The 24385-nt window shown below is 59.0% G+C and carries 22 protein-coding genes and 5 tRNA genes; 25 read left to right on the top strand and 2 right to left on the bottom strand.

The window, feature by feature from the left end; all coding sequences use genetic code 11:
* The first annotated feature begins 423 nt into the window (after nt 1–423).
* The 9 genes from DW180_RS09660 to proC all read left to right on the top strand — a co-directional run bounded on the left by DW180_RS09660 (nt 424) and on the right by proC (nt 8597).
* Nucleotides 424–1485: a glycoside hydrolase family 5 protein gene (locus DW180_RS09660; protein WP_055309641.1), complete on the top strand. Its 1062-nt coding sequence runs from the start codon at nt 424–426 to the stop codon at nt 1483–1485.
* Nucleotides 1486–1491: 6 nt separating this feature from the next.
* On the top strand, nt 1492–2370 hold the full coding sequence (gene rsmI, locus DW180_RS09655; protein ID WP_118238490.1) for a 16S rRNA (cytidine(1402)-2'-O)-methyltransferase: 879 nt from the start codon (nt 1492–1494) through the stop codon (nt 2368–2370).
* 69 nt (nt 2371–2439) lie between these two features.
* Nucleotides 2440–4041, top strand: coding sequence for a methionine--tRNA ligase (metG, locus tag DW180_RS09650; RefSeq protein WP_117816971.1), 1602 nt, complete (start codon nt 2440–2442; stop codon nt 4039–4041).
* 110 nt (nt 4042–4151) lie between these two features.
* A complete protein-coding gene (rsmA, locus tag DW180_RS09645; protein WP_117816970.1) occupies nt 4152–5012 on the top strand; it encodes a 16S rRNA (adenine(1518)-N(6)/adenine(1519)-N(6))-dimethyltransferase RsmA in 861 nt (286 codons plus the stop codon).
* The gene (locus DW180_RS09640; protein ID WP_118238489.1) at nt 5002–5919 is read left to right on the top strand and encodes a TatD family hydrolase; all 918 of its coding nucleotides are present in this window, start codon (nt 5002–5004) and stop codon (nt 5917–5919) included. Before rsmA ends, DW180_RS09640 begins: the two co-directional genes overlap by 11 nt.
* A gap of 43 nt (nt 5920–5962) precedes the next feature.
* Nucleotides 5963–6049, top strand: a tRNA-Leu gene (locus tag DW180_RS09635).
* A 288-nt stretch (nt 6050–6337) separates the two neighbouring features.
* Nucleotides 6338–7276, top strand: coding sequence for an SPFH domain-containing protein (locus DW180_RS09630; protein WP_055250521.1), 939 nt, complete (start codon nt 6338–6340; stop codon nt 7274–7276).
* A gap of 6 nt (nt 7277–7282) precedes the next feature.
* Nucleotides 7283–7753 (top strand): 23S rRNA (pseudouridine(1915)-N(3))-methyltransferase RlmH, encoded by a 471-nt coding sequence (gene rlmH / locus DW180_RS09625; RefSeq protein ID WP_117563694.1) that lies wholly within the window; start codon nt 7283–7285, stop codon nt 7751–7753.
* 73 nt (nt 7754–7826) lie between these two features.
* Nucleotides 7827–8597, top strand: coding sequence for a pyrroline-5-carboxylate reductase (gene proC / locus DW180_RS09620; protein WP_089572672.1), 771 nt, complete (start codon nt 7827–7829; stop codon nt 8595–8597).
* 159 nt (nt 8598–8756) lie between these two features.
* Here proC and DW180_RS10390 read toward each other — a convergent pair whose 3' ends face one another.
* Nucleotides 8757–8930 carry a DUF6724 family protein gene (locus tag DW180_RS10390; RefSeq protein WP_168170424.1) on the bottom strand — a complete coding sequence of 58 codons (174 nt, stop codon included), beginning with the start codon at nt 8928–8930 and terminating at the stop codon, nt 8757–8759.
* Nucleotides 8931–9041: 111 nt separating this feature from the next.
* Here DW180_RS10390 and serS point away from each other — a divergent pair, with 111 nt between their 5' ends.
* From serS to DW180_RS09585, 7 genes are all read left to right on the top strand, one after another.
* Nucleotides 9042–10325, top strand: coding sequence for a serine--tRNA ligase (gene serS / locus DW180_RS09615; RefSeq protein WP_118238488.1), 1284 nt, complete (start codon nt 9042–9044; stop codon nt 10323–10325).
* A gap of 173 nt (nt 10326–10498) precedes the next feature.
* Entirely contained in the window at nt 10499–10876 is a 378-nt protein-coding gene (locus DW180_RS09610) for a hypothetical protein (RefSeq protein ID WP_117628981.1), read from the top strand.
* 77 nt (nt 10877–10953) lie between these two features.
* Nucleotides 10954–11030 (top strand) — tRNA-Arg (locus DW180_RS09605).
* A gap of 355 nt (nt 11031–11385) precedes the next feature.
* Nucleotides 11386–11462, top strand: a tRNA-Arg gene (locus DW180_RS09600).
* A gap of 189 nt (nt 11463–11651) precedes the next feature.
* Nucleotides 11652–11728 (top strand) — tRNA-Arg (locus DW180_RS09595).
* A gap of 353 nt (nt 11729–12081) precedes the next feature.
* The gene (locus DW180_RS09590) at nt 12082–14523 is read left to right on the top strand and encodes a lipopolysaccharide assembly protein LapB (RefSeq protein WP_118238487.1); all 2442 of its coding nucleotides are present in this window, start codon (nt 12082–12084) and stop codon (nt 14521–14523) included.
* Nucleotides 14524–14617: 94 nt separating this feature from the next.
* Nucleotides 14618–14708 (top strand) — tRNA-Ser (locus DW180_RS09585).
* A 130-nt stretch (nt 14709–14838) separates the two neighbouring features.
* Here the strand turns inward: DW180_RS09585 and DW180_RS09580 are convergent.
* Entirely contained in the window at nt 14839–16179 is a 1341-nt protein-coding gene (locus DW180_RS09580) for a D-alanyl-D-alanine carboxypeptidase family protein (RefSeq protein ID WP_158567008.1), read from the bottom strand.
* Nucleotides 16180–16376: 197 nt separating this feature from the next.
* Between DW180_RS09580 and DW180_RS09575 the strand changes: the two genes are divergently transcribed.
* The 9 genes from DW180_RS09575 (at nt 16377) to DW180_RS09535 (ending at nt 24339) form a co-directional block, all read left to right on the top strand.
* The gene (locus tag DW180_RS09575; protein WP_118238486.1) at nt 16377–17072 is read left to right on the top strand and encodes a response regulator transcription factor; all 696 of its coding nucleotides are present in this window, start codon (nt 16377–16379) and stop codon (nt 17070–17072) included.
* 25 nt (nt 17073–17097) lie between these two features.
* Complete coding sequence (locus DW180_RS09570) at nt 17098–18336, top strand: sensor histidine kinase KdpD (protein ID WP_117776642.1); 1239 nt, start codon at nt 17098–17100, stop codon at nt 18334–18336.
* Nucleotides 18337–18439: 103 nt separating this feature from the next.
* Nucleotides 18440–19315 carry a phosphate ABC transporter ATP-binding protein PstB gene (gene pstB / locus DW180_RS09565; RefSeq protein WP_199569972.1) on the top strand — a complete coding sequence of 292 codons (876 nt, stop codon included), beginning with the start codon at nt 18440–18442 and terminating at the stop codon, nt 19313–19315.
* A gap of 64 nt (nt 19316–19379) precedes the next feature.
* Complete coding sequence (locus DW180_RS09560; RefSeq protein WP_089572665.1) at nt 19380–20108, top strand: response regulator transcription factor; 729 nt, start codon at nt 19380–19382, stop codon at nt 20106–20108.
* A 3-nt stretch (nt 20109–20111) separates the two neighbouring features.
* Nucleotides 20112–21536, top strand: a complete 1425-nt coding sequence (locus tag DW180_RS09555) for a cell wall metabolism sensor histidine kinase WalK (protein WP_118238485.1) — start codon at nt 20112–20114, stop codon at nt 21534–21536.
* Nucleotides 21537–21731: 195 nt separating this feature from the next.
* Nucleotides 21732–22388 carry a YveK family protein gene (locus DW180_RS09550; RefSeq protein ID WP_055250503.1) on the top strand — a complete coding sequence of 219 codons (657 nt, stop codon included), beginning with the start codon at nt 21732–21734 and terminating at the stop codon, nt 22386–22388.
* Between the two features lie 2 nt (nt 22389–22390).
* Nucleotides 22391–23128 (top strand): CpsD/CapB family tyrosine-protein kinase, encoded by a 738-nt coding sequence (locus tag DW180_RS09545; protein ID WP_118238484.1) that lies wholly within the window; start codon nt 22391–22393, stop codon nt 23126–23128.
* A gap of 17 nt (nt 23129–23145) precedes the next feature.
* Entirely contained in the window at nt 23146–23796 is a 651-nt protein-coding gene (locus tag DW180_RS09540) for a tyrosine-protein phosphatase (RefSeq protein ID WP_022094060.1), read from the top strand.
* Nucleotides 23797–23835: 39 nt separating this feature from the next.
* Complete coding sequence (locus tag DW180_RS09535; RefSeq protein WP_118238483.1) at nt 23836–24339, top strand: GNAT family N-acetyltransferase; 504 nt, start codon at nt 23836–23838, stop codon at nt 24337–24339.
* Nucleotides 24340–24385 lie beyond the last annotated feature (46 nt).

The following is a 24385-nucleotide window of genomic DNA, read 5'->3' as shown; positions in this document are numbered from 1 at the left end:
ATGGAAACGGATGTTCTATCGGGACACACATTTTGTCCTATAAGCCCGATTCCCTTCCCCGCCACCTTGAATTGACTAGGACCTCTGTAAAGGGGTCCTTTTCTTTTATGTAGGGTTCTGCGGAAACTGCGTCCCAGATCCTGCGCTCAGAACGGGATGCATTTTCCGGTTGGGCCTGCTAACGGAAAATGCGCCCCATTATTGAGCGATAGAACGGGACACACTTTCCGGTGCCTGCCTCCGGCGCGCGTACACACCTCGTCGCACCATTCCGAGTCCGTCTGCTCCCAGACATTCCTCCCACTTTCGCGTCACTTTGCAGACCGTTCGGTCGCCTGTCCGCACACGCGGGTATACTCAAAACGATACTTATCCTATGCAATACGATGCGGGTTCGACCTGCATGATCCGAAGGGGGCAGTGATGGAGAGGATACTCGGCGTTAATCTCTCTGGCTGGTTTATTCCCGAGCCTTGGGTGACCCCGTCGCTGTACGCGGCGACCGGCGCATCCAACGCAGCCGAGCTGCAGGAGGCCATGGGTACCGCCGCTTACAACGAGCGCATGCGTCGTCATTACGAGACGTTTGTGAGCGAGGACGATTTTCGCCGCATGGCGCAGATCGGTCTCAATGCCGTGCGTCTGCCGGTGCCCTGGTATGCCTTTGGCTCACAGGAGTCCGATGCCTCCTACATATCGGTTGTCGATTACATCGACCGCGCGATTGAGTGGGCTGCCAAGTACGATATCCGCGTGCTGCTCGATCTGGCAACCGTGCCCGGTGGCCAGGGCGATTCCAACGATTCGCCCACCACGCCGGAGGCTGTCGCCGAGTGGCATTCGTCCACCAACGGCCGTCATGTCGCACTCGACGTACTCGAGCGCTTGGCCGATCGCTATGGCGAGGCCGAGAGCCTGCTGGGCATTGAGCTGCTGGACACGCCGCAGATGAGCGTTCGCAAGAGCCTCTTCACCATGACGGATGGCATTCCTGCTCACTACCTGCGCAATTTCTATCGCGATGCCTACGAGCTCGTCCGTTCGTATATGCCCGAGGATAAAATCGTCGTCTTCTCGTCGTCGGGGCATCCCAGCGAGTGGAAGCATTTTATGCGCGGCGCCAAGTACAAGAACGTCTACATGGACCTTCACCTGTACCATTACCGCGACGAGTATGCGCTCGACATCACGAGCCCTCGCGGGCTGACGACGGCGATTTCGCGTAACAAGCGCGAGCTTAAAGAAGCGATTTCGACTGGGTTCCCCGTGCTGGTGGGCGAATGGTCGGGCGCGGCGATCTTTGCCAACTCGTCGGTTACGCCCGAGGGCCGCAACGCCTACGAGCGCGTGTTTATCGCCAACCAGCTGGCTTCGTTTGCGCCGGCTGCCGGTTGGTTCTTCCAAACGTGGAAGACCGAGAAGCGCATTGCAGCATGGGACGCCCGCGCGGCGCTCGGTACGCTCGAGCGCGGCATGATTGAATAGGTTGATATGACGCAAAACAGCGCCCATACGGGCAAACTCTATGTGGTCGGCACGCCCATCGGCAACCTGGGTGACCTGTCCCCGCGCGTTGGCGAGGCCTTTGCCGCTGCCGATGTCATCTGCTGCGAAGACACGCGTGTGACGTCAAAGCTGCTGATGCACCTGGGCATTTCCAAGCCGCTTGTCCGTTGCGACGAGAATGTGATCGCTAGCCGCGCTGCCGGCCTGGTCGACCGTCTGCTGGCGGGGGAGACCCTCGCCTTTGCCTCGGACGCCGGCATGCCGAGCGTGTCCGATCCCGGCCAGGCGCTGGTCGAGGCGGCGCGTGAGGCCGATGTGCCCGTCGAAGTTATTCCCGGGCCTTCTGCTTGCGTCACGGCGCTCGTTTCGTCCGGTATTCCCTGCGAGCATTTTTTCTTCGAGGGCTTTTTGGGCCGAAAGCACGGCGACCGCGTGCGCCGTTTGCAGCGCCTTGCCGTGGTGCCCGGCGCACTCATCTTCTACGAGTCTCCACATCGCATCGTGGCGACGCTCGAGGCCGTGACGGAGGTCTTTCCCCAGCGTGAGGTTGCCGTCTGCCGCGAACTCACCAAGCTGCACGAGGAGGTCTTGCGCGGGCCCGCTGCCCAGCTTGCCGAGGAGCTGCGTGCTCGCGGCGAGGTAAAGGGCGAGATCGCGCTGGTCATCGCGCCGCCGAGCGAGGATGAGGAGGCCGGTATCGTGCCGGTCGGCGCTGCGGCAGCGGATCCCGACGAGGCCCTGCGCGAGGATATCCGCGCCGCGCTCGAGGAGGGGGAGCCCGCGTCTGCGGTGGCCAAGCGCCTGTCTCAGAAGTATTCGCGCCGCAAGCGCGATGTCTATGCCATGGTGCTCGATATGCAATAGATGGAGGATATCCAGCCCTTGCGCTAGAATCATCCTCTGTATGCAACGTTTTTCTGGAGGACAAACCCCATGGATCAAAGCAAGCCTTCGTTCTTTATCACGACGCCCATCTACTACGTCAACGCCGATCCGCACCTGGGCACGGCTTATTCCACCATCATCGCCGACGTTCAGGCTCGCTATCGCCGTTCCGCCGGCTATAACGTCAAGTTCCTGACCGGCATGGACGAGCACGGCGAGAAGGTCGCCGAGGCCGCAGCCAAGCATGGCATGACGCCGCAGGAGTGGACCGATAGCCAGGCCCCGCACTTCAAGGAGCTTTGGAGCAAGCTCGAGATTTCCAACGACGACTTCATCCGCACCACCGAGCCGCGCCAGCATCATGCCGTGCAGTATCTGTGGGAGCGCATGAAGGAGTCCGGTTACCTGTATAAGGGCAGCTACGACGGTTGGTATTGCGTGCCTGACGAGACCTACTTCACCGATACGCAGGTCCAGAAGGGCGACGAGGAGTACGGCAGCGTCGGCCAGCATCTATGCCCCGACTGCCACCGTCCGCTTGAGCGCGTGCAGGAGGAGTCCTACTTCTTTAAGCTTTCCGCCTTCCAGGACAAGCTTCTCAAGCTCTATGACGAGCACCCCGACTTTGTCGAGCCTGCGTTCCGCATGAACGAGGTACGTAGCTTTGTCGAGGGCGGCCTTAACGACCTTTCCGTGAGCCGCACGAGCTTTGACTGGGGCATTCAGGTCCCGTTTGACGAGGGTCACGTGACCTACGTGTGGTTCGATGCGCTGCTCAACTATATGACGGCCGTCGGCTACGGTGTCGACACCGACGAGGCGCGTGCCGAGCTGGCCTATCGCTGGCCCGCGCAGTTCCACATCGTGGGTAAGGACATCATCCGCTTCCACTGCGTCATTTGGCCCGCCATGCTCATGGCCATCGGCGAGGCCCTGCCCGAGCACGTCTTTGCCCACGGCTTCCTGACCGTGCGCAATGCCGAGACAGGCAAGGCCGAGAAGATGTCCAAGAGCCGCGGTAACGCCATCGCTCCGCAGGACGTTATCGACATGCTGGGCGTCGAGGGCTATCGCTACTACTTCATGACCGACGTGGTCCCCGGCACCGACGGCGCCATCAGCTTCGATCGCATGGAGCAGGTCTACAACGCCGATCTGGCCAACAGCTGGGGCAACCTCATTTCGCGCTCGCTCAACATGAGCGCAAAGTACTTTGACGGCTGCGCCCCGGCTAAACCGGCGTCTGCCGACGCGTTCGATAACCCGCTGGCAAAGATTGCCGACGGTTTGGTCGAGCGCTACATGGCCAATATGGACGTGCTCGATTACGGCGGGGCCAAGGATGAGGTCATGGAGCTCATCCATGCCGCCAACCACTACATCGAGGACTCCGAGCCCTGGGCGCTTGCCAAGGACGAGGCCAAGGCTGACGAGCTGGCATTTGTGATCTACAACCTGCTCGAGGCCATCCGCATTGCCGCCCACCTGCTGATGCCGCTCATGCCCCAGACTTCTGTTGAGGCTCTGCGCCGCCTGTCCTGTGAGGACGAGGCCGCGAGCGACGACCTCAAGGGCATTTGCACTTGGGGCCTGCTTGCCGGCGGTCAGCCCGTCGAGAAGGGCGATCCGCTGTTCCCGCGTCTGGCGTAGAGACCGCGCGAGCGCCATATCGGCAATTTGCTGTTTAGCTGTAAGGGCATGGCCGCCACGGTCCATGCCCTTTTGTTTCAAGACGCCGCCATCTTGCTAAGGAGGCAACTATGACAACTTCGCCTTTGGCAAACCCCACGGCCACCAGGGAGCTGCTGGAGGAGTTTGGCCTTGCGACCAAGCATCGCCTGGGCCAGAACTTCCTGATCGACAACCATGTGATTGAGCGCATCTGCGAGCTTTCCGAGCTCACGGGCGATGAGCGCGTGCTCGAGGTTGGCCCGGGCGTTGGTACGCTCACGCTTGCGCTTCTGCAGGAGGCGGCGTGCGTTACGTCCATTGAGGCCGATCCTGAGCTCGAACCGGTGCTCGACGCCCACGCCGCCGACTATGCCAACTTCCGCTTTATCATGGGCGACGCGCTTAAGGTGGGCCCGGAGCAGATTGAGCAGGCCGCGGGCGGTGAGCCGACGGTATTTGTCGCGAACTTGCCCTATAACGTGGCGGCGACGATCATTTTGCAATTTTTCCAGACGATGCCGGCGCTCAAGCGCGCCGTCGTCATGGTGCAAAAGGAGGTTGCCGATCGCATTGCCGCAGTGCCGGGCAACAAGACCTATGGCGGCTATACGGCAAAGCTTGGCCTGTATGCGCAGGTAACGGGTCGCTTTGAGGTGCCGCCGCGTTGCTTTATGCCGGCGCCACACGTGGACTCGGCCGTCGTGCGCATCGACCGTGTTGACGGTGTGGTGCCCGAAGGACTCGATCGCGAATTTGTGGCCCGCGTGATTGACGCTGCATTTGCTCAGCGTCGCAAGACCATCCGCAATTCCATGAGCGCCAACGGCTTTGCCAAGGACGTGCTCGATGCCGCCTTTGAGGCTTGCGGTATCGCATCCACCACGCGCGCCGAGACGCTCGGCGTCGCCGACTTTGTGTGCCTGGCTCGGGAGCTTTCCCATGACGCTTAATGCCGAACGCGTGACGTTTACCAAGAAAAAGAAGACGGTTGCTTGTCCCGTACCCTTGGCACCGCTTGCCGACACGCATGCGCATCTGCTTTCGTTCTGGGGCAAGGATGTGCCCGAGACACTCGTGCGTGCCAAGGCGGCAGGCATCGACCTGTTGGTGACGGTCTTCGACCCCATCGCCGACAAGCGCGGCGTGACGGACTATAGCGACTGGCTCGTGCGCGAAATTCTGCCGATGCAGGATATCCCGCAGATCAAGTATCTTGCCGGCGTGCATCCGTATGGCGCGCCGGACTATACCGACGACATTCACGCGCAGGTTGTTGCTGCGCTTGATGACCCTTTGTGCGCCGGTATTGGCGAGATCGGTCTGGACTACCACATGGATTACGACGACGACATCGCGCCGGCGCCCCACAGCGTGCAGATTGACTGCATGGCACGCCAGCTCGAGCTTGCCGTGTGCCGTAACGTGCCGGTGGAGCTGCATCTGCGTCACGAAGACATGGACCAGGAGCGTACCTCGCACGTGGACGCCTACAACGTGCTTCGTGAGGTGGGCGTGCCCCAGGCCGGTTGTGTGCTGCACTGTTTTGGCGAGGACCGCGCCACGATGGAGCGCTTTGTGGAGCTGGGCTGCTATATCGCCTATGGTGGTGCGGCCACCTTTAAGCACAACGACGACGTGCGCGAGGCATTTGCGGCAACCCCACTCGATCGAATTTTGTTCGAGACGGATTGCCCGTATATGGCTCCGGAGCCCATCCGCGGTCTTGAATGCGAGCCCGCAATGATCTCCATTACGGCAAACGCGCTGGTTAACGACCGTGTCGATCGCACTGGTGAGGACGCCGAAACAATCGCGCATGCCGCTTGGGAAAATGCCTGCAAACTTTTTCAAAAATAGTTCTTGCGTTCGCGGTGGCGCTCCGTTATTCTAATTCCTGCACGCGGGCGTGGCGGAATTGGCAGACGCGTACGGTTCAGGTCCGTATGGGGGCAACCCCATGAAGGTTCAAGTCCTTTCGCCCGCACCATTAAATGAAAGAGCTCCCAGCAATGGGGGCTTTTTTGTTATGGGCCCATCGCGGGGACTTGAACCTGCGAAGGAGCGAGCGTAAAGAAAACGCGGAGCGTTTTTAGCGAGTTGACGAGTCCGCCGGCAGGCGGTCGAAGCCGGTGCGGATCCGCGAAGCGGATACGCGGACGTCCTTTCGCCCGCACCATTGATTGAAAGAGCTCCCAGCAATGGGGGCTTTTTTGTTATGCACGATCTCCTTGGACGGGTATCCTAATGGCAACGTGTGCCTATCAGAGGAGAGACCATGCTGTTTTCCGGTATCATCGCTGCCCTTACGAGCCTTTTGATTCCCATCATCATCCTGCTGCTGTTGCTTCCCAACGCCTGCTACGTCGTTGAGCAGCAGCACGCTGTGATCATCGAGCGCTTGGGTAAGTTCAATCGTATCGTCAACGCGGGCTTCCACGTGAAGGTGCCCGTGATCGACCGCAAGGCCGCCACGGTGAGCCTGCGCACCATGAAAAACGGTTTTGGCATCGACGTTAAGACCCAGGACAACGTGACCATTGGCCTTGAGGTCTCCGCTCAGTACCACGTGAGCTACGACATGGGCGCCGGCCCGGCAGATTCGGGCATCTACAAGAGCTACTACATGCTGCAGGAGCCCGTCGACCAGATGCGTGACTTCATCACCGACGCCCTGCGCTCTTCGATTCCTGTCTACACACTCGATGAGGTCTTTGCCAAGAAGGATGACATCGCCAAGGATGTCAACGCTACCGTTTCCGAGCAGATGGCCGCCTACGGCTTCACCCTCGTGTCGACGCTCATCACTAAAATCGCACTGCCGACCGAGGTCGAGAACTCCATGAACGACATCAACGCCGCCCAGCGCAAGCGCGCTGCGGCACAGGAGCTCGCCGAGGCCGACCGCATCAAGCGCGTCACCGAGGCGACCGCCGAGGCCGAGGCTATGGAAAAGGCGGGCGAGGGCATCGCCAACCAGCGCAAGGCCATCGCGCTGGGTATCAAAGATTCGCTCGAGATCATCCAGGAGACGGGTGTCGGCAATGACGAGGCCAACCAACTGTTCATGTTTACGCAGTGGTCCGAGATGATGACGGAGTTCGCTCGCACGGGTAAAACCTCGACGGTCGTGCTGCCGAGCGACTTTTCGCAGTCGGCCTCGATGTTCGAGCAGATGCTGGCCGCCGGCAAAGTTCAAAACGATTCGAAGGAGTAGACGCGCGTGAAATACACCGTCGTTTGCGTCGGTAAGCTCAAGGAGCGCTTTTGGAAGGACGCGTGCGCTGAGTACACCAAGCGCCTAGGTGCCTATGCCAAGGTGGATATCCGCGAGGTGGCCGATATCGACCCGGCTAAGGCGGGCGGCGTGGATGCCGCGCGCGACAAGGAGGGGGCGGCGATTCTTGCCGCCTTGCCATCTCGAGCGCATGTGATCCTGCTGGCTATCGAGGGCAAGGAGCGCTCGAGCGAGGAGTTTTCGGCGAGGCTCGACGATCTTATGCTGCGAGGCAGCAGCGACATTGCCTTTGTAATCGGCGGTTCGGATGGCGTGAGCGATGACGTGCGCGCACGAGCCGACGAGATGCTCAGCTTTGGACGCATTACCTTGCCGCATAACCTGGCGCGTGTGGTGCTGCTGGAGCAGATTTACCGTGCCTGCAAGATCAGTCGTGGCGAGCCGTATCACAAATAGGTCGGCAATACGAAACAATGGCGTGGGACAATACCTTTCGTTTTGAGGAATGTGTCTGAAAGGACTATGCGATATGAAGATTGGATTTGTCGGTTTTGGCAATATGGCGAGCGCTATGGCCGATGGCTGGATCGCTGCCGGTGTAGCTGCGAGCGACATGTGCGCCTGCGCGGGTCGCTACGACGCACTGGTTGAGCGCTGCGAGGCGCGCGGCATGGTCGCCTGCCACGATGCCGCCGAGGTTGTCGCCGCATCCGATATCGTGGTCGCTGCGGTCAAACCGTACATGATCGAGAAGGTATTCGCCCCGCTCAAGGATGCTCTTGCCAAAAAGGTCGTTCTGTCGGTTGCCTGGACCTGGGACAGTGCCAAGTGGGAGCAGGTCCTGCCGGGCGTCGCGCATATCTCGACGGTGCCCAACACGCCGGTTTCGGTGGGCGAGGGCGTCATCGCCTGCGAGAAGGCTTCGACGCTTAACGACGAGCAGCGTGCTGTGGTGCTCGACCTGCTCGGTAAGCTTGGCGCTGTCGTCGAGCTCGACACAAGCCTGCTGTTTGTGGGCGGCACGGTGGGTGGTTGCGCTCCGGCGTTTGTCGCCATGGCAATCGAGGCCCTGGGCGATGCGGCGGTCAAGCACGGTATCCCGCGTGCGGATGCTTATCGCATTGTGAGCCAGATGGTGCTGGGTACGGCAAAGCTGCAGCTTGCAACTGGCCAGCATCCTGCGGCGATGAAGGATGCCGTATGCTCGCCCGGTGGTGCCACCATCAAGGGCGTCGTTGCGCTCGAGGACGCCGGCATGCGCAGCGCCCTGGTCAAGGCAATCGACGCAACCCTCCAGTAAAACCGACCAAAAAAGGGACAGGTTTTATGTTGGCAGGTTTTTCCTGCGGTTTTGTCCTTTTAGCGAAAAGTGCCCCGCAACTGGCTCAATTCCAGTTGCGGGGCACTTGCGTTTGCCCAGATAAAACCGACCAAAATAAACCTGTCCCTTTTTGGCAGGTTAGTCCCAGAAGCTGTCTTCTTCGTCCTCGGACTTGGGGCCGCGGTCGACATACATCTTATGGGTGCGCTTCTCCATTACAAAGGCAATAATCGCAAACAGCAGGATGCCGCCGGCGAAAAGGATGGCAAAACCGGTGCGGGTGCCAAACAAAAAGGAAAAAACTGCGTCCATTGGGTGCCTTCTTGCGTAGTTGAGTTGGGTCGTAAACGCTCATAAGTATATACTTGCCCATACATGTACAAGGTTGCAACCTAAATGGAATGTATATCGCCGGAGGATCTAATGCTTGATATCAAGTTTGTTCGCGAGAACCCCGATGCCATCGATGTCGCCATGGCTAACCGCCAGACGTCTTGGGATCGCGAGAAGTTCTTTGAGCTCGACGACGAGCGTCGTGCCGTCATCACCGAGGTCGAGGAACTTCAAGCCACGCGCAATGCCGAGTCCAAGAAGATCGGCGCCCTGATGAAGGAGGGCAAGAAGGCCGAGGCCGAGGCCGCCAAAGAGGCCGTGCGCGCCGTCAACGAGAAGATTGACGGTCTGGCCGAGCGCCGCACCGCCCTCGAGCAGGAGCAGTACGACTTCATGGCTCACCTGCCCAACATTCCTTGCGAGGCCACGCCGTACGGCAAGGACGAGGACGAGAACATCGAGCGCCGTCGTTGGGGCACCCCGCGCGAGTTCGACTTCGACTTTAAGCCGCACTGGGATCTGGGCACCGACCTCGACATCCTTGACTTCGAGCGCGGCAACAAGCTCTCCGGCAGCCGCTTCACCGTTCTCGGTGGCGCCGGCGCCCGTCTTGAGCGCGCCCTCATCAACTTCTTCCTCGATACGCACACCAGCCGTGGTTTTAAGGAGTGGTGGCCGCCCATCGTCGTCAAGCGTCAGACCATGTTCGGCACGGGCCAGCTGCCCAAGTTCGAGGACGACGCCTATCACGTCTCGGGCGACAACTTCCTGATCCCCACCGCCGAGGTCGTGCTCACCAACCTGCACGCCGGTGAGGTCCTCGACGCCGATACCCTGCCGCGCCGCTACACCGCCTTCACCCCCTGCTTCCGCGAGGAGGCCGGCTCCGCTGGTCGCGATACCCGCGGCATCATTCGCCAGCACGAGTTCGATAAGGTCGAGATGGTCAAGTTCGCTAAGCCGGAGGAGTCCGACGAGGAGCTCGAGAGCATGACCGCCGAGGCCGAGTACCTGCTGCAGCAGCTGGGCCTTCCGTATCGCGTGATTAGCCTGTGCACCGGCGACTTGGGCTTCTCTGCCCGTCAGACCTACGACATCGAGGTCTGGCTGCCGAGCTACAACGCCTACAAGGAGATCAGCTCCTGCTCCAACTGCGGTGACTTCCAGGCTCGCCGCGCCAACATCAAGTATCGCGACCCCGAGAACTTCAAGGGTTCGCGCTATCTGCACACCCTCAACGGTTCCGGCCTGCCGGCTGGCCGTACCATGGCTGCCATTCTGGAGAACTACCAGAACGCCGACGGCACCATCACGATCCCCGAGGTCCTGCGTCCCTACATGGGCGGCCTCGAGAAGATCGAGCCGGTCGCGTAACTTGGCTGCATAGGCGATATGCAAGGGCGCTCCTTCGGGGGCGCCCTATTTCGTGCGCAGGTCCATACCATGCCGTGCGGACAGCTCAATAGAAAACACACGAACAACTGTTCTGTATACAGCAATCTACCTGCTATGCTTTTGCTAAATAAGAGCGAGAGAAAGGGGACGCGATGGAGCTGTTTGATGATCGGGTGGTTTTGTTTGAGAGCGACGAGGGCGGGGAGTACCTGCTTGTAACGTGTGAGCCGTCTGGCATGGGTGGCCTGGTGGTTCGACAGACGAGCGGGGGTCCGTTGACCCAATGGTGCTTTGAGGAGTCGCCTCATGTGGTTGAGACGTTTGTGGCGCACGAGGGGCTTGTGGCCCTGGAGCATTTCTATGGGGTCCGGACATCTAACCAGGTTGCTCGCATGTTGAGTATCTCGTTTGCCGATTATGATTGTGCCCAGCGGGTGAGATCGCTCCTGAGGGAACTTGATGCTAAGTTTGACGTGATCGAAAAGCCAATCGATCGTACGGGGAACGACGGTATATGCGGAGCAGCATGACAAGACTGCGTTCCACAAAAAAGTTTGAAATTGTGCTTGACTCCAATAAGCTAAAGTGGTTTTATATGTCTTGCGCTGCGGCGTTACCTCAGCTGGATAGAGGGTCTGACTACGAATCAGAACGTCATAGGTTCGAATCCTATACGCCGCACCAATTGAAATTGAAAGCCTCCGGCAACGGGGGCTTTTCTTTTATGGCAGCACCGCATGGATTCGAACCTCGTTCGAGGCGCGGGCGTCAAGAAAACGCGGAGCGTTTTTAGCCCGCGGGCGAGCGCGCCGGCAGGCGGGCGAAGCCGGTGCGGATCCGCGAAGCGGATGCGCGGAATCCTATACGCCGCACCAATCGAACTTGAAGCCTCCGTGCAACGGGGGCTTTTCTTTTTTGGAAACCATGCATGGATTCGAACCTCGGTCGAGGCGCGAGCGTCTTAATCATCACTTCGTAAAATTTTTCCAAATTGTCGCTTGACCCATCGAGGGGTCACGTGCATAATAATCCGTGCGTTGCGGCGTTACCTCAGCTGGATAGAGGGTCTGACTACGAATCAGAACGTCATAGGTTCGAATCCTATACGCCGCACCAACTGAACTTTAAAGCCTCCGGTAACGGAGGCTTTTCTTATATGTCGACATACTTGAGGAGTTGCTTTCGCCGTGTTTGAAAGTATCGAGTCGATCGACTGCATAAAATGAGTAAAAATCAAATTCGATAACTTTTTTTGAAAAAATGCTTGACCATTATTCAGTCCCTGTGCATAATAATCAACAAGTCGCGGCGTTACCTCAGCTGGATAGAGGGTCTGACTACGAATCAGAACGTCATAGGTTCGAATCCTATACGCCGCACCATTTGAGATTAAAGCTCCCGGCAACGGGGGCTTTTCTTTTACGTAAGCACCGCATGGATTCGAACCTCGGTCGAGGCGCGGGCGTAAAGAAAACGCGGAGCGTTTTTAGCCCGCGGGCGAGTCCGCCGCTAGGCGGGCGAAGCCGGTGCGGATCCGCGCAGCGGATGCGCGGAATCCTATACGCCGCACCATTTGAGATTAAAGCTCCCGGCAACGGGGGCTTTTCTTTTGCGCCAGCTTGAGTGCTTTCGTCCAAAGGGACGATTTCCTGTCGACTCGTGTAAGATTCCGAGTAGATGTCGCGACTTATTCGCGACCACTCCTTCTTCAAGCGACCGATCAGGGTGATATTCCGTGGCAGAGCGTCCGACATACAAGCTCAGGTTTCTCGATCCCAAAAAGCGCTTTCCGGCGATGTCCGAGCAGCCTGCGGGACGCTCATATGGCGTGGTCTGGAAACTCTTTGGCGAGGATCAGCATGAATCTTGTTATGTCGTCGAATTCGTTGGCAAAAGCCATGTGTCGCTTTTGGGCTACGTAAGCGTTTCGGGTGAGGTGTACAAGGTGGACCGCCCCGTTAGCGAGGCTCCGCTGCCCAACGATCCCGACATGGAACTGGTCCTTGACGAGTCGGACTCCGGTATTGGTGAGATTATGGTGAGGGGAGCAAACGGCACGATGCGCGCGTGCGCGCGAACCGTCGGCTCTCCCGAAGGCCCCATGCGCGAACAGTCCGATCACGAGACATGGAATTCGACCCGCTCCCTTCCTTACGGTGAGTTCATGGCATCGATGTTCCTGCGCTACGTGATATTCGCTGACTCCGAAAATACCATTGCGAGCACGGCGGACGCCGACGGACTCGACGAGGGTATGCAAAACGTTGTCGACAAGATCAAGCTCGTAAAGTTGCCCGAGCCGGTCGAGGTGTTTTTGGGCTTTAACACGGCACCGCTCCCTGACGCTATCGAGACGCTGCTCTACCGCGTTGACCATGCCGAGAATCCGAGCGGTATCGAGCGCTATGCCGCCGCCCTTATGAGTGAAATTGACTTGCCCCGCTTGCGCACCATCGCCGCTAAGTCCGAGATGAGCCTGGCTCGCATCGATCGCTCAAAGCTTTTCTATCTCAATTTTGATCGCAGCCTGCTGGACCAGGACGAGATTGACATGCTGCTTGCCATCGAGTGCCGTCTTAACCGTCTCTCCGGCATCCTTGAGCACATCGGGGCCGGATTGGTCCCTGCGGCATCCTCGCCGAGCCTTGAGGGTTGCGCGCTCTTTGATGCGTGGCATATCGCCAAGACGACCAACGATGTTCCCCGACTGCTCGATACAACCTCGAGCGACAACCCGTGGTCCAAACCGGGAACGGTGGCTTGCCAGCCGGGCGGTGAGTGGGATGTGCGTACCCGCTTCGCGCGTATTGTCGAGGCGCTTAACGTGGTCACGCGGCTCGACTATACCTATCGGGCAAACGTTGCCGAGGGGATTATGCTCGTTCGGTTTGGGCAGTCTGTCGTTGATGCCATGCCGCAACGTGAATACGACGCTCAAGATGACGCCTGGCACGAGCTGGACGAGGACACGCGCACGATCTGGGCCGCGGAGCACGATGCGCGCGTGGCGCTCACGCTTGCGGCAGCGTGTTTTGCCGCGGGCACCTGCATCACGCGCTGCTATGTGCAGATTGCTGCTCCCGACAGTGAGCAGGGCGAGTGCGTTGTCGCAACGTATTTCTTTGGGCGCGCGGCCTATCTGGCCGATTGCGTGCCTGTCGCCAAGGATCTTGAGAGCATGGACATGGACGATATGCCGTGCAAGCGTGTGCTTGAGGCATATGAGTCAACCGCTCCGGAGACGATTGAACCTGCGGAGGTTCATGCTCGTCCGCGTGATGACCATCGCATGCTGCCGCCGGCGCTGCGCGATCTGCTGCTTGCCGATGCGGCTGACGAGCTGGAGGTCATGGAAGAGGACGACGACCCATACGTTGCCCGTGTTGTTGAATTGCGCGAGCAGGCAAAAGTCGACCGTACAGGTGCTTTTGAAGGCTTTTCCCGTCTTGTTGAGGAGTTGGAGGCTAAGTGCGCCGTCGCCGAGCTTTTGGCGACAGGTCCGGTTCAAACGCAGTTTTGCGATAACCAGCTGGTGCGCATGGTGCTACCGGTGTTGGAAGAAGACCGCTCTGTACGAATCCTTCGTGCGCCCGATGCGCTGTACTTTGCCCAGCACGAGATCTGCAGCTTTTACGCCGAGCAAGAGGACTTTGAACGAGCACTGCCCGAGGTGCGCCATCTTTACGATCTGGCGCGCTCGTCCATGCAGTCGCACTTTGCGCTCATCAACGTGCTTGCGCGTCTGGAGCGCTTTGACGAGATTATCGAGGTGGCGCGCCACGGCCTACGTATTGCCAGCGATCGTTCTGCAATCGGCTACCTGTTCTATCGCTTGGCGTTTGCCTATTGGAATTGCGATCAGCTCGACCTGGCGCTGGTTTGTTACCGTCTGGTGCCGCGCGGCGAGGAGTCGGGCAGCAGCGCGCTGGAAGAAATGCAGGGCCTTATGAACGAGATGGGTGTCAGCGAGCCTCCGACGTTCGAGGAAGCGGTCGAGACCATCCGCAGGGCTGGACTCGAATTGCCGCCCGTGCCCGCGGTGGCCAACCAGCTTGCGGATGCCGCCGTGCAGCTGGTCGATAACGGCTTCTTTTTCCTGGCGCGCGGTTGCATCTTCCAAATGTGGCGTACCATGGGCAACGACGAGCTCGGCTCCCTCAACCGCTCGCTGGGGTAGGGGCGAAAACTGCAAGGAGGAAAGGCCGCCGGGCAATTAGAAAATTACCTCTTGCCCAACTTCGACTGTTTGGTTACTATAGAACGGCTGTTACGGAGAGCTGACCGAGAGGCCGAAGGTGCTCGCCTGCTAAGCGAGTATGCCCCAAAAGGGCATCTGGGGTTCGAATCCCCAGCTCTCCGCCAGTACGAATTTGAAGAAGGGTCCCATTTGGGGCCCTTTTTATTATCAAGAATGGCGGCTGGGGATTCGAACCTCAAAAAAAGAGGCATCCTTTCGGACGCCTCCCTTCAGTGGGCTTATTATTCTTGCGCACTACACCTCGGGCGCCTTGGCGACGGTCTCGCTTTCTGCCGTGAGCGGGCGGTTGTCGATGCGGCGGCCCAAGCGATCGAGCTTCACGAGTAGCCACTCAATGGGATTCGGCCCTGCGCCTTCCTCGTCGGCAACCAGGTCCATGACGGCGATCTTGGTGCCATCCTGCTTGAGCGTAACGCTGCCCACCTTGTCGCCCACATGCACCGTGCCCGAAAGATCGTCGTAGCTAACCTTTTCGGTCACCTCGCCGGCAAGGGAAAACACGGTCGCTTGCGCCGTAGGATCGGCGAGCGTGGCGTCGATCGTCTTATCCGTCCAGTCGGTTTGGCCAATGCGCGCCATAAGCGGGTTGCCGTTGGCGGTCTTTTCCTGCGTGTTGGCGATTGCGACCGTCACCTTGTGACCGTAGTACCAATTGGCAAGGGTTGCGGTATCGGTAAAGCGCTGGTCGGTGGTGGTGGAGTTCAAAACGACGGTGTAGATCTCGTCGCCATCGCGGTTGTAGGCACCCGTAAAGCAATAGCCTGCATCATCGGTGGTGCCGGTCTTGCCACCGATGTTGCCATCTTGGCCTAGCAAATAGTTATGCGTGTCCATGGAATGCGAATGGTCGGTGCCGTCGGCGCCCGTGACCTCGATCCAGGAATCTTCGCTCGCTACGACCTCGCGGATCGTGTCGTTTTTCATGGCCTCCTGCATCATCAGCGCTACGTCGTGTGCGGTTGAGTGCATATCGCCAGCCCACTCATCAAAGTCCAGACCATGCGGGTTTTCAAAAAGCGTGCCGGTGCAACCGAGCTTCTTAGCGCGCTCGTTCATGGCTTTCACAAATGTTGCCTCGGCGTCTTTGGTCTTAGGGTCGATCTTCTTGCCCACATATTCGGCGAGCACGATGGCGGCGTCGTTGCCCGAGGGAATCATCAGGCCGCGCAGTGCCTGCTTCACGGTGAGCTCGTCGCCTTCGAGTAGGCCGGCTGTTGAATTGCCCACGGTGGCTGCGGCGTTGCTCACCGTGACCTTCTCGTCCATCTTGCAATTCTCGACGGTTAGGATTGCGGTCATGACCTTGGTGATCGAGGCAATCTTGACCTGCTCATCGGCGCCGCGGGCATAGTAGACGGTGCCGTCTTTGCCCATGACGAGGGCATTGGTCGCATCGATATCGGGCAGGTTTTCGGCCGTGATGCCGCGCGCATCGGCGGTTTTGCCGCAAACATTGTCGGTCGTGAGTACTTGGGCGCCGGCGACGGTGGGCACGCCAGCGGCAAGGGCGATAGCGCAGACAAAGCCGGCGGCAAGCTGGGCTGAGCGCTTTGCAAAAGAGGTGAGGGACTTCACGGATTTCGCTTTCGACGGGATGGTCTCTTCTGGAACTAGAGTATATCGTTTGCCGGCGTCGGCGATCATCGCGTGCGTGCGTGGCCCACATCCGCGCCCGAACGGGCACAAGGGTGCTTAAGGCCGACTTAATCACCAACGCTTGTTGTGTGTGGCATGCGTCCCCTCGGGCATAATGGAGCGCGAGAGGAGCACGCATGAACGAGCGCATTTTGGTAGTTGATGACGAGAAGGCCATCGCCGACTTGGTTGGTATCTACCTTACAAAAGAGGGCTTTGATGTCCAGATTGCCTATAGCGGGGCCGATGCTGCCAAGGCAATCCTGGAGCAGGAGTTCGATCTGGCACTGTTGGATGTCATGCTGCCCGATATCGATGGCTTTGAGCTACTGCGTACGATCCGTTCCGGCCATACCTATCCTGTGATCATGCTGACGGCGCGCGATGCCCAGCAAGACAAGATCGAGGGCCTTTCGCTTGGCGCGGACGATTACGTGGTTAAGCCGTTCCGTCCGCTGGAGCTCATCGCGCGCGTGCACGCTCAGCTTCGCCGCTACACCAGCTACGGTAGCCGCTCGCAGGCGGCCGAGTCGCCGACCATCCAGCTCGACGGCCTGGAGATCAACCGCGATGCTCGTTCCGTAACGGTGGACGGTGCACCGGTGCGCCTCACGCCCATCGAGTATTCCATCTTGCTGTATCTGGTTGAGCATCGCGGCAGCGTGGTAGCCGTGGAGGATCTGTTCCGCGCGGTGTGGAACGAGGATTTTATGCCCGGCTCCAACAATACGGTGATGGTGCACATTCGCCACCTGCGCGAAAAGATTGGCGACGACGCTCAAAAGCCGCGCTTTATCAAAAACGTCTGGGGCGTCGGCTACATAATCGAATAGCGCCTTTGATGGTGGGGAAGTGGATATGACAAAAGACGATAGGCAGGCATTCGAGGTGCCCGATCGACTCTTTGAATACGTACGGGCAGTCGTCGACAACCGCGCGCTTGCGACGGTGCTGCTCTTTTTGCTGAGCCTGCTGCTGATTGGCATCGACAACATCGCCGGAGTCTTAGCGGTGCTGCTTGTCGGCTTTTTGCTGATCGATCGATTTGAAATCGTACGCCGTTGCGTGGTGATTGGCGGTGCCGCGTGGGCCATGACGTTGGCGATTGGCGCCATGGCGCTCGGCGGCATCGAAGGGCCAGTGCTGTTCGATGCCGGCTTTGTATTCAACATGCTTGGCTTTGTGCTGGCGCTTGCCGTGTGCGTGCTGTTCTTTTGCGGCCGCGCCCTGTACTACCATGGCTACGAGCAGGGCGAGCAGCATGCCGATTGTGTGCTGGCCGCTCGTATTCAAGATCGCCTGATCGATCACCCCGACACCTGGGATAACATCGACGGCGACTTCTTGGAGGTCGAGGGCGCCCTTAACCGCGTGCGTGACCGTGAGCGCAAGGTGCAGCAAGCTCTGCGTGACGAGTCGCATCGCAAGGACGATTTGGTCACGTACTTGGCACATGACCTACGCACCCCGCTTGCCAGTGTGGTGGGCTATCTTTCGCTGCTGCAAGAGGCTCCTGAGCTGCCGGTTGAGCAACGTGCGCGCTTTACGGGCGTGGCACTCGACAAGGCGCACCGGCTCGATGCGCTCATCGAGGAGTTCTTCGATATCACGCGCTTTGACTTCCACGATATCGTGCTCACGCGCGGCTATGTTGATCTGGGGTTGCTGCTGGCTCAGGTGGCTGACGAGTTCTATCCCATCCTCAACGAGCAGCATAAGGAAGCCCAAGTTGATATTCGCGAGGACCTGACGGTGCTCGTGGATGGCGACAAGATGGCCCGCGTGTTCAACAACATCATGAAAAACGCCGTCGCCTATAGCTACGAGGGCTCGACCATCACGATTGAGGCCAGGCGCCAAGACGATGGTGGCGTGCGCGTGCGCTTTATCAATCAGGGCGATCCTATCCCTGCGGCTAAGCTCAAGGTAATCTTTGAGAAGTTCTATCGCCTGGATGCGGCGCGTGCGACCAATCGCGGTGGTGCCGGTTTGGGCCTTGCTATTGCCAAGGAGATCATCGCGGCACACGGCGGTACCGTTGCATGTGAATCGACGCCCGAACACACGATATTCACCATCGAGCTGCCCGCCGCATAGCTAGCGTGCCCTTACAAACACTTGACAATGTGCTCACGTGCGTATGAGCCGCGATTCCTACTATCGATACTGCTGAATTGATATCGATATGGAGGTGTGCGGTATGACGGCTGCTGCGGCTGTGGAGCCCACGGAGCTTGAAGAACTCATGGAAGCGCAGGCCGAGGCCGCGCATGAGCGCGAGGTTGGGGATGCGACTCGCCCCACGGCAGAGGGTCTTGCCGCCTCGCCGACGCGCATCGACGTCGAGGGCATCGACCTGTTCTATGGCGACCACCATGCGCTCAAGGACGTGAATATCAAGATCCGCGACAAGCAGATCACCTCGTTCATCGGGCCTTCGGGCTGCGGAAAGTCCACGTTGCTGCGCTGCTTTAACCGCATGAACGACGGCATCAAGGATTGCCGCATCGAGGGCAAGATTGCGCTCGATGGTCAAGATATCCTGGGCGATTGCGACATCTGCCGTTTGCGCCAGCGCGTGGGCATGGTGTTCCAACGCCCCAACCCATTTCCCATGAGCATCTACGACAACGTCGCCTACGGTCCTCGCGGTATGGGTGTGCGCGACCGCGCCGTGCTCGATGAGCTGGTCGAGGACTCCCTGCGTCGCGCTGCCCTGTGGGACGAGGTCAAGGACAAGCTCAAAGAGTCAGGCCTGGGTCTTTCGGGTGGACAGCAGCAGCGCCTGTGCATCGCCCGCGCACTTGCCGTGCAGCCCGACATTCTGCTGATGGACGAGCCGACCTCGGCACTCGACCCTGTGTCGACGTTGGTGGTGGAGCAGCTGGCCTGCGAGCTCAAGGAGACCTGCACGCTGGTGGTCGTGACGCACAACATGCAGCAGGCCGCGCGTATTTCCGATTCGGTTGCGTTCTTTTTGCTGGGTGAGCTGGTGGAGCACGCGCCCACCGCGCAACTCTTCAAGAATCCGTCCGATCCGCGCACCGCGGATTATTTGACGGGGCGTTTTGGCTGACGCTGTCTTTTACAGGTGCCTTTAGGGTTAAGATGCGGTCATATCGGCCGCAAAGGGGTTCAACATGATCTATTACGTCGAGGACGATGACAACATCAGGGATTTGACAGTCTACGCGCTGCGCAAGCAGGGAATCGAGGCCGAGGGCTTTTCGTGTGATGGCGAGTTTAAAGCTGCCGTGGCACGACGGGTGCCCGATGCTGTGCTGCTCGATATCATGCTGCCCGACACCGATGGCTTGGCGATTATGCGTCGCCTGCGTGCCGATCGCCTGACGGCGACGGTGCCCATCATGATGCTTACCGCCAAGGACACCGAACTCGACAAGGTGATGGCGCTCGATGGCGGTGCCGACGATTACCTGACTAAGCCGTTTTCGCTCATGGAGCTTGCGAGCCGCTGCCGCGCACTGCTGCGTCGCGGCGGCATGGTCAAGCAGGCGAGCGATGTGCTCAGCGTGGGCGACATCGTGCTCTCGCCCAGCCATCGCGAGGTGACCGTTGCCGGCGAGCCGCTTAAGCTCACCCTGCGCGAGTTCGACCTGCTCGAGTACCTCATGCGCAAGCCCGGCGTGGTCTTTACCCGCGAGTCGTTGCTGCAGAGCGTGTGGGGCTGGGACTTCGACGGCGGTTCGCGCACCGTTGACGTGCACGTGCAGACGCTTCGCCAAAAACTGGGCGAGCATGCCAGCGCCATCGAGACCGTGCGCGGCGTGGGTTATCGCCTGGCCGAGCCTTCTGCCGGTGATGGTGCCGAAGGCGACGACACCGCGGCCACCGCATCGGAGGAGTAACCCGTGGTCTTCGCCCCCCAGGGAAAACATACGCTGTCGCACCGCGTTTTTGTGACGATCTTTGTCTGCGCCATGGCGGTTATCGTGGCGTTTACGGTGCTGGGTGCGTTCTTTGTGCAAAACACTTTGGCGGATGCCACGAGTGCCAATCTGGCGCAGGAAACTGAGCTCATTGCTGCCGCCCTCGACGAGCAGCAGGAGCCCATTCCGTTCTTGCGAAGCCTCGATCGCGAGGATCTTCGTATCACGCTGATCAATAAGGACGGATCTGTTGCCTACGACAACGAGGCGTCGCCTTCCACACTGCCCAACCATGGCGATCGCCCCGAGGTCATCGAGGCCTTTGAGAGTGGTTTGGGTTCCGCGGAGCGCGCAAGCTCTACACTCGACGAGATTATGCTGTATCGCGCCGTCACCCTTGATAACGGCCAGGTCGTTCGCTTGGCGCAGGCCCAGCCTGGCGTTGCGGCGATTTTGCTGTCGATGCTGGCGCCGATGCTGCTTATCGCAGCAGCGGGTGCAGTACTCTCGTTTTTTATGGCGCGCCGTGAGTCCCGTGCCATCATCGCGCCGTTACAAGAGGTGGATTTGGATCACCCACGCCGTAGCTATGAGCACGCCTATGCCGAGATGGTTCCCATGCTTGAGCGCATCGAGTCGCAGCGCCAGGAACTCAAGCGCCAAATGGCGGTGCTAGCGGACAACGACCGTATGCGCCGCGAGTTCACGGCGAATATCACCCATGAGCTCAAGACGCCGCTTACGGCGATTTCGGGCTATGCCGAGCTCATCGCAAATGGCATGGTCGAGGGCGAGGACGACCTGCGCAACTTTGGCGGTCGCATCTATCGTGAGGCGGGCCGCTTGGCAGCGCTTGTCAACGACATCCTTACGCTGTCTAACTTGGACGAGGCCGAACGTGCGACTGAAGGCGAGGCAGTGCCCATTGGTTCCACGGAGCCTATTGAGCTCTCGCGTGCGATCTACGCGGTTGAGCAGCGTCTTGAACAGGTCGCCCGTCAAGCGAATGTGACGATAAGTCATGAGACCAAGCCTGTGGTCATCGAAGGCGTGTCGCGCTTGATCGACGAGCTCATCTATAATCTGGCAAGCAACGCCATCCGCTACAATCGACCCGGCGGTACGGTTACGTTGCAGTGCGGCACCAACGACGAAGGCCATCCGTTCCTCGCTGTCGCCGACACGGGAATCGGTATCGCGCCTGAAGAACAGGGCAAGGTATTTGAGCGGTTCTATCGCGTGGACAAGAGTAGGTCCAAGGCACGCGGCGGAACCGGCCTGGGGCTTGCCATTGTCAAGCATGCGGCCCTGTATCATCACGCCACGCTCGATCTGTCGAGCGAGTTGGGCGTGGGAACCACCATTACGGTGACGTTTCCCATACAGCAGGAGGAGCCATTCGCATAGCGATACAACATAGATATTGATGTAGACGCCGCATTTGACTTTCGGGTGCGGCGTTGTTGTGCAATTTTACGATTGCTTCCGACATTTTTACAGGAGAGCCTGTTTCTTATGTATAGAGTTTGGTCTCGGTAAAAAGATGCGATAACATACGGACAGTTTTGTCAATCCGAACTGGGGAAATGAAAGGCAAGCTGCATGACCCTTCTCGAACTGTTCCAGCTGCTGAAGAAGCACCTCAAGCTGGTCATCACCCTTCCGGTGGTCTGCGCGATCGCCATGGGCATCGTGTCCTTCGTTGCGATGGACAACACCTATACCGCGACGACGAGCATGTACATTCTCGCCAAGACCGACGATAGCGGTCAGATGAGCTACAACGATCTCTCGGCGAGCCAGATGCTTTCCAACGATATCGCCACGCTGCTGGATAGCGATAGCGTTAAGAGCGGCGCCGCCAAAGAACTGGGCCTCACCGATCTGGATGACTACAAGGTGTCTGTTTCCTCCGAGACCACCACGCGTGTCATTACGCTTTCGGTTACCGGCACCGATGCCAAGGAGACGGCTGAGGTCGCAAAGGCCATTGCCAGCTCGGTGAGTACGGTCGCTCAGAACGTCGGCGCTGCCCAGAGCATCAACGTTATCGACGAGGCTAAGACCCCCGAAGCCCCCAGCGGCCCCAAGCGCACGCTGTATATTGCCGTCGCGTTCCTCGCCGGTATCTTTATCGCAGTTGCCTATGTCGTTTTGGCAGACATGCTCAATACCCGCATCCGCGGTGCCGAAGAGGCAGAAGAGCTCCTGGGTATTCCTGTTGTTGGCCGAATTCCGGCTATGAAAGGTGGTAAATAGGCATGGCTAAGGCAAAGAACACCGATAAGCTCGTTGTGCAGAATGCCGCCAAGACCCTTCTGGCCAACATCCGCTTTGCGAGCGTGGACGACCCCATTCGCACCATCACCGTTACCTCCTCGATTCCCAACGAGGGCAAGTCTACGGTTTCCATTAATCTTGCTCAGGCAATCGCCACGAGCGGCAAGAGTGTCCTGCTGGTCGAGGCTGATATGCGTCGCAGGTCCCTTGCCGATATGCTCGGCGTCCGCTCCCGCGGCGGACTCTATGCAGTCCTGTCCGAGCAGGTTTCTATCGACCAGGCGATTGTCGAGACAGGTCAGAAGAATTTCTACTTCCTCGATGCCGAGCCGCATATTCCCAATCCTGCCGACATCATCGTCTCCCATCGCTTTGCCAAGCTGGTCAAGGCACTGTCTGCTAAGTTCCAGTACGTCATCTTCGATGCTCCTCCGGTCGGCACCTTCATCGATGCTGCCGAGATTGCCAGCCTGACCGACGGCGCGCTGTTCGTGGTGCGTGAGGACTTTACCAAGCGCGAAGAGGCGCTCAACGCTATCGCCCAGCTTAAGAAGTCCGAGAAGGTCAAGCTCATCGGTACCGTCATGAATTACTGTGAGACCGAGACCAGCGAGTACTACTATTCTTACTACACCAAGGACGGTAAGAAGGTTAAGAAGGGCTCCGACGGTCAGGGCACTTCCAAAAAGGGCATCTTCACCAACCGAGCAAACGTTTAGTTGATTAGGGCCGACCTATGCGTGACATTCATTGCCATATCTTGCCGGGTGTAGACGACGGCGCCGCCGATCTCGATGAGAGCTTGGCGATGCTCGAGGCTGCCAAGCGGGCCGGTGTAACCAGAATCGTTTGCACTCCTCACTGCCGTGATCCCTATTTTGATTACGACAAGATGTGGGATGCCTTTGAGCTGCTGCGCGATAACGCTGACGGTTTTCCGCTCCAGATGGGCTTCGAGGTCAACCATCGAAAGCTCGTTGAACTTGGTATCGATGCCGCGGAGCACTTGCATTTCGATGGGACCAACGAGTTTCTGCTCGAGCTTTCGACGCATGCCGATGCGTATGCGTTTAGAGAATACGAGAACACGATTTACGATTTGCAGTGCCGTGGCTACCAGGTGATCATCGCTCATCCTGAGCGCTATCGTGCGGTTCAAAAGGATGTAAGCGTGGCGGAACGCCTGGTCGATATGGGCTGCAAGCTGCAGGCTTCGGCGGACTTTATTGCCGGTGGTCGCTTTGGTCGCGAAAAAAAGCCGGCCCAGCGCCTGTTCGATCAGAACCTGTACAGCTTCATCGCGAGCGATGCCCATAACGTGGGTCATTACGACTGCCTGGCGAAGGCTCGCGCGAAGTTTAGCGTGCGCGGAGCTCATTTTCGCTAAAATCTGTCCCTAACGTTCTCATTGAATGAAAGGGCAGCCATGGATATCCAACTTAAGACGGGATGCTTTGATGACGCGGCGTTGGTGCGCCGCGTCGTTTTTATGGACGAGCAGGGCTACGAGAATGAGTTCGACGCTATCGACGAGGACCCGAACTGCATTCATGTGACGCTCTATGTAGACGGCGAGCTTGCCGGTTGCTCGCGCGTGTTTCCCGAAGAGCTTGAGCGCGCGGCTGACGCAGAGGCTCCGGTGTCGCCGGCGTGCGACTTGGACGAAGGCGTCGCAGCGGGGGAGACCTACATTATGGGGCGCGTCGCCGTGCTGCCGGCTATGCGTCGTCGTGGTTTGGCGAGCAAGATTGTCGAGGCCAGTGATACCGCCGCGCGTGATGCCGGCGCCAAGCTCATTAAGCTGCACGCGCAGGAATACGTGCTGCCGCTCTATGCCAAGGCGGGTTACACGCAGATTGCCCCGCTGGACTACGAAGACGAGGGCCAGCCCCATGCTTGGATGGCCAAGCGGGTCGTGGGCGACAGATAGGGACGTTCCTTTTAATATGAGCAGGACATTGTCAAGAGGCAAAATC

Source organism: Collinsella sp. AM16-21 (assembly GCF_003471905.1).
In the GTDB taxonomy this organism is placed as follows: domain Bacteria; phylum Actinomycetota; class Coriobacteriia; order Coriobacteriales; family Coriobacteriaceae; genus Collinsella.
This window is presented reverse-complemented; position numbering and strand designations above follow the sequence as displayed.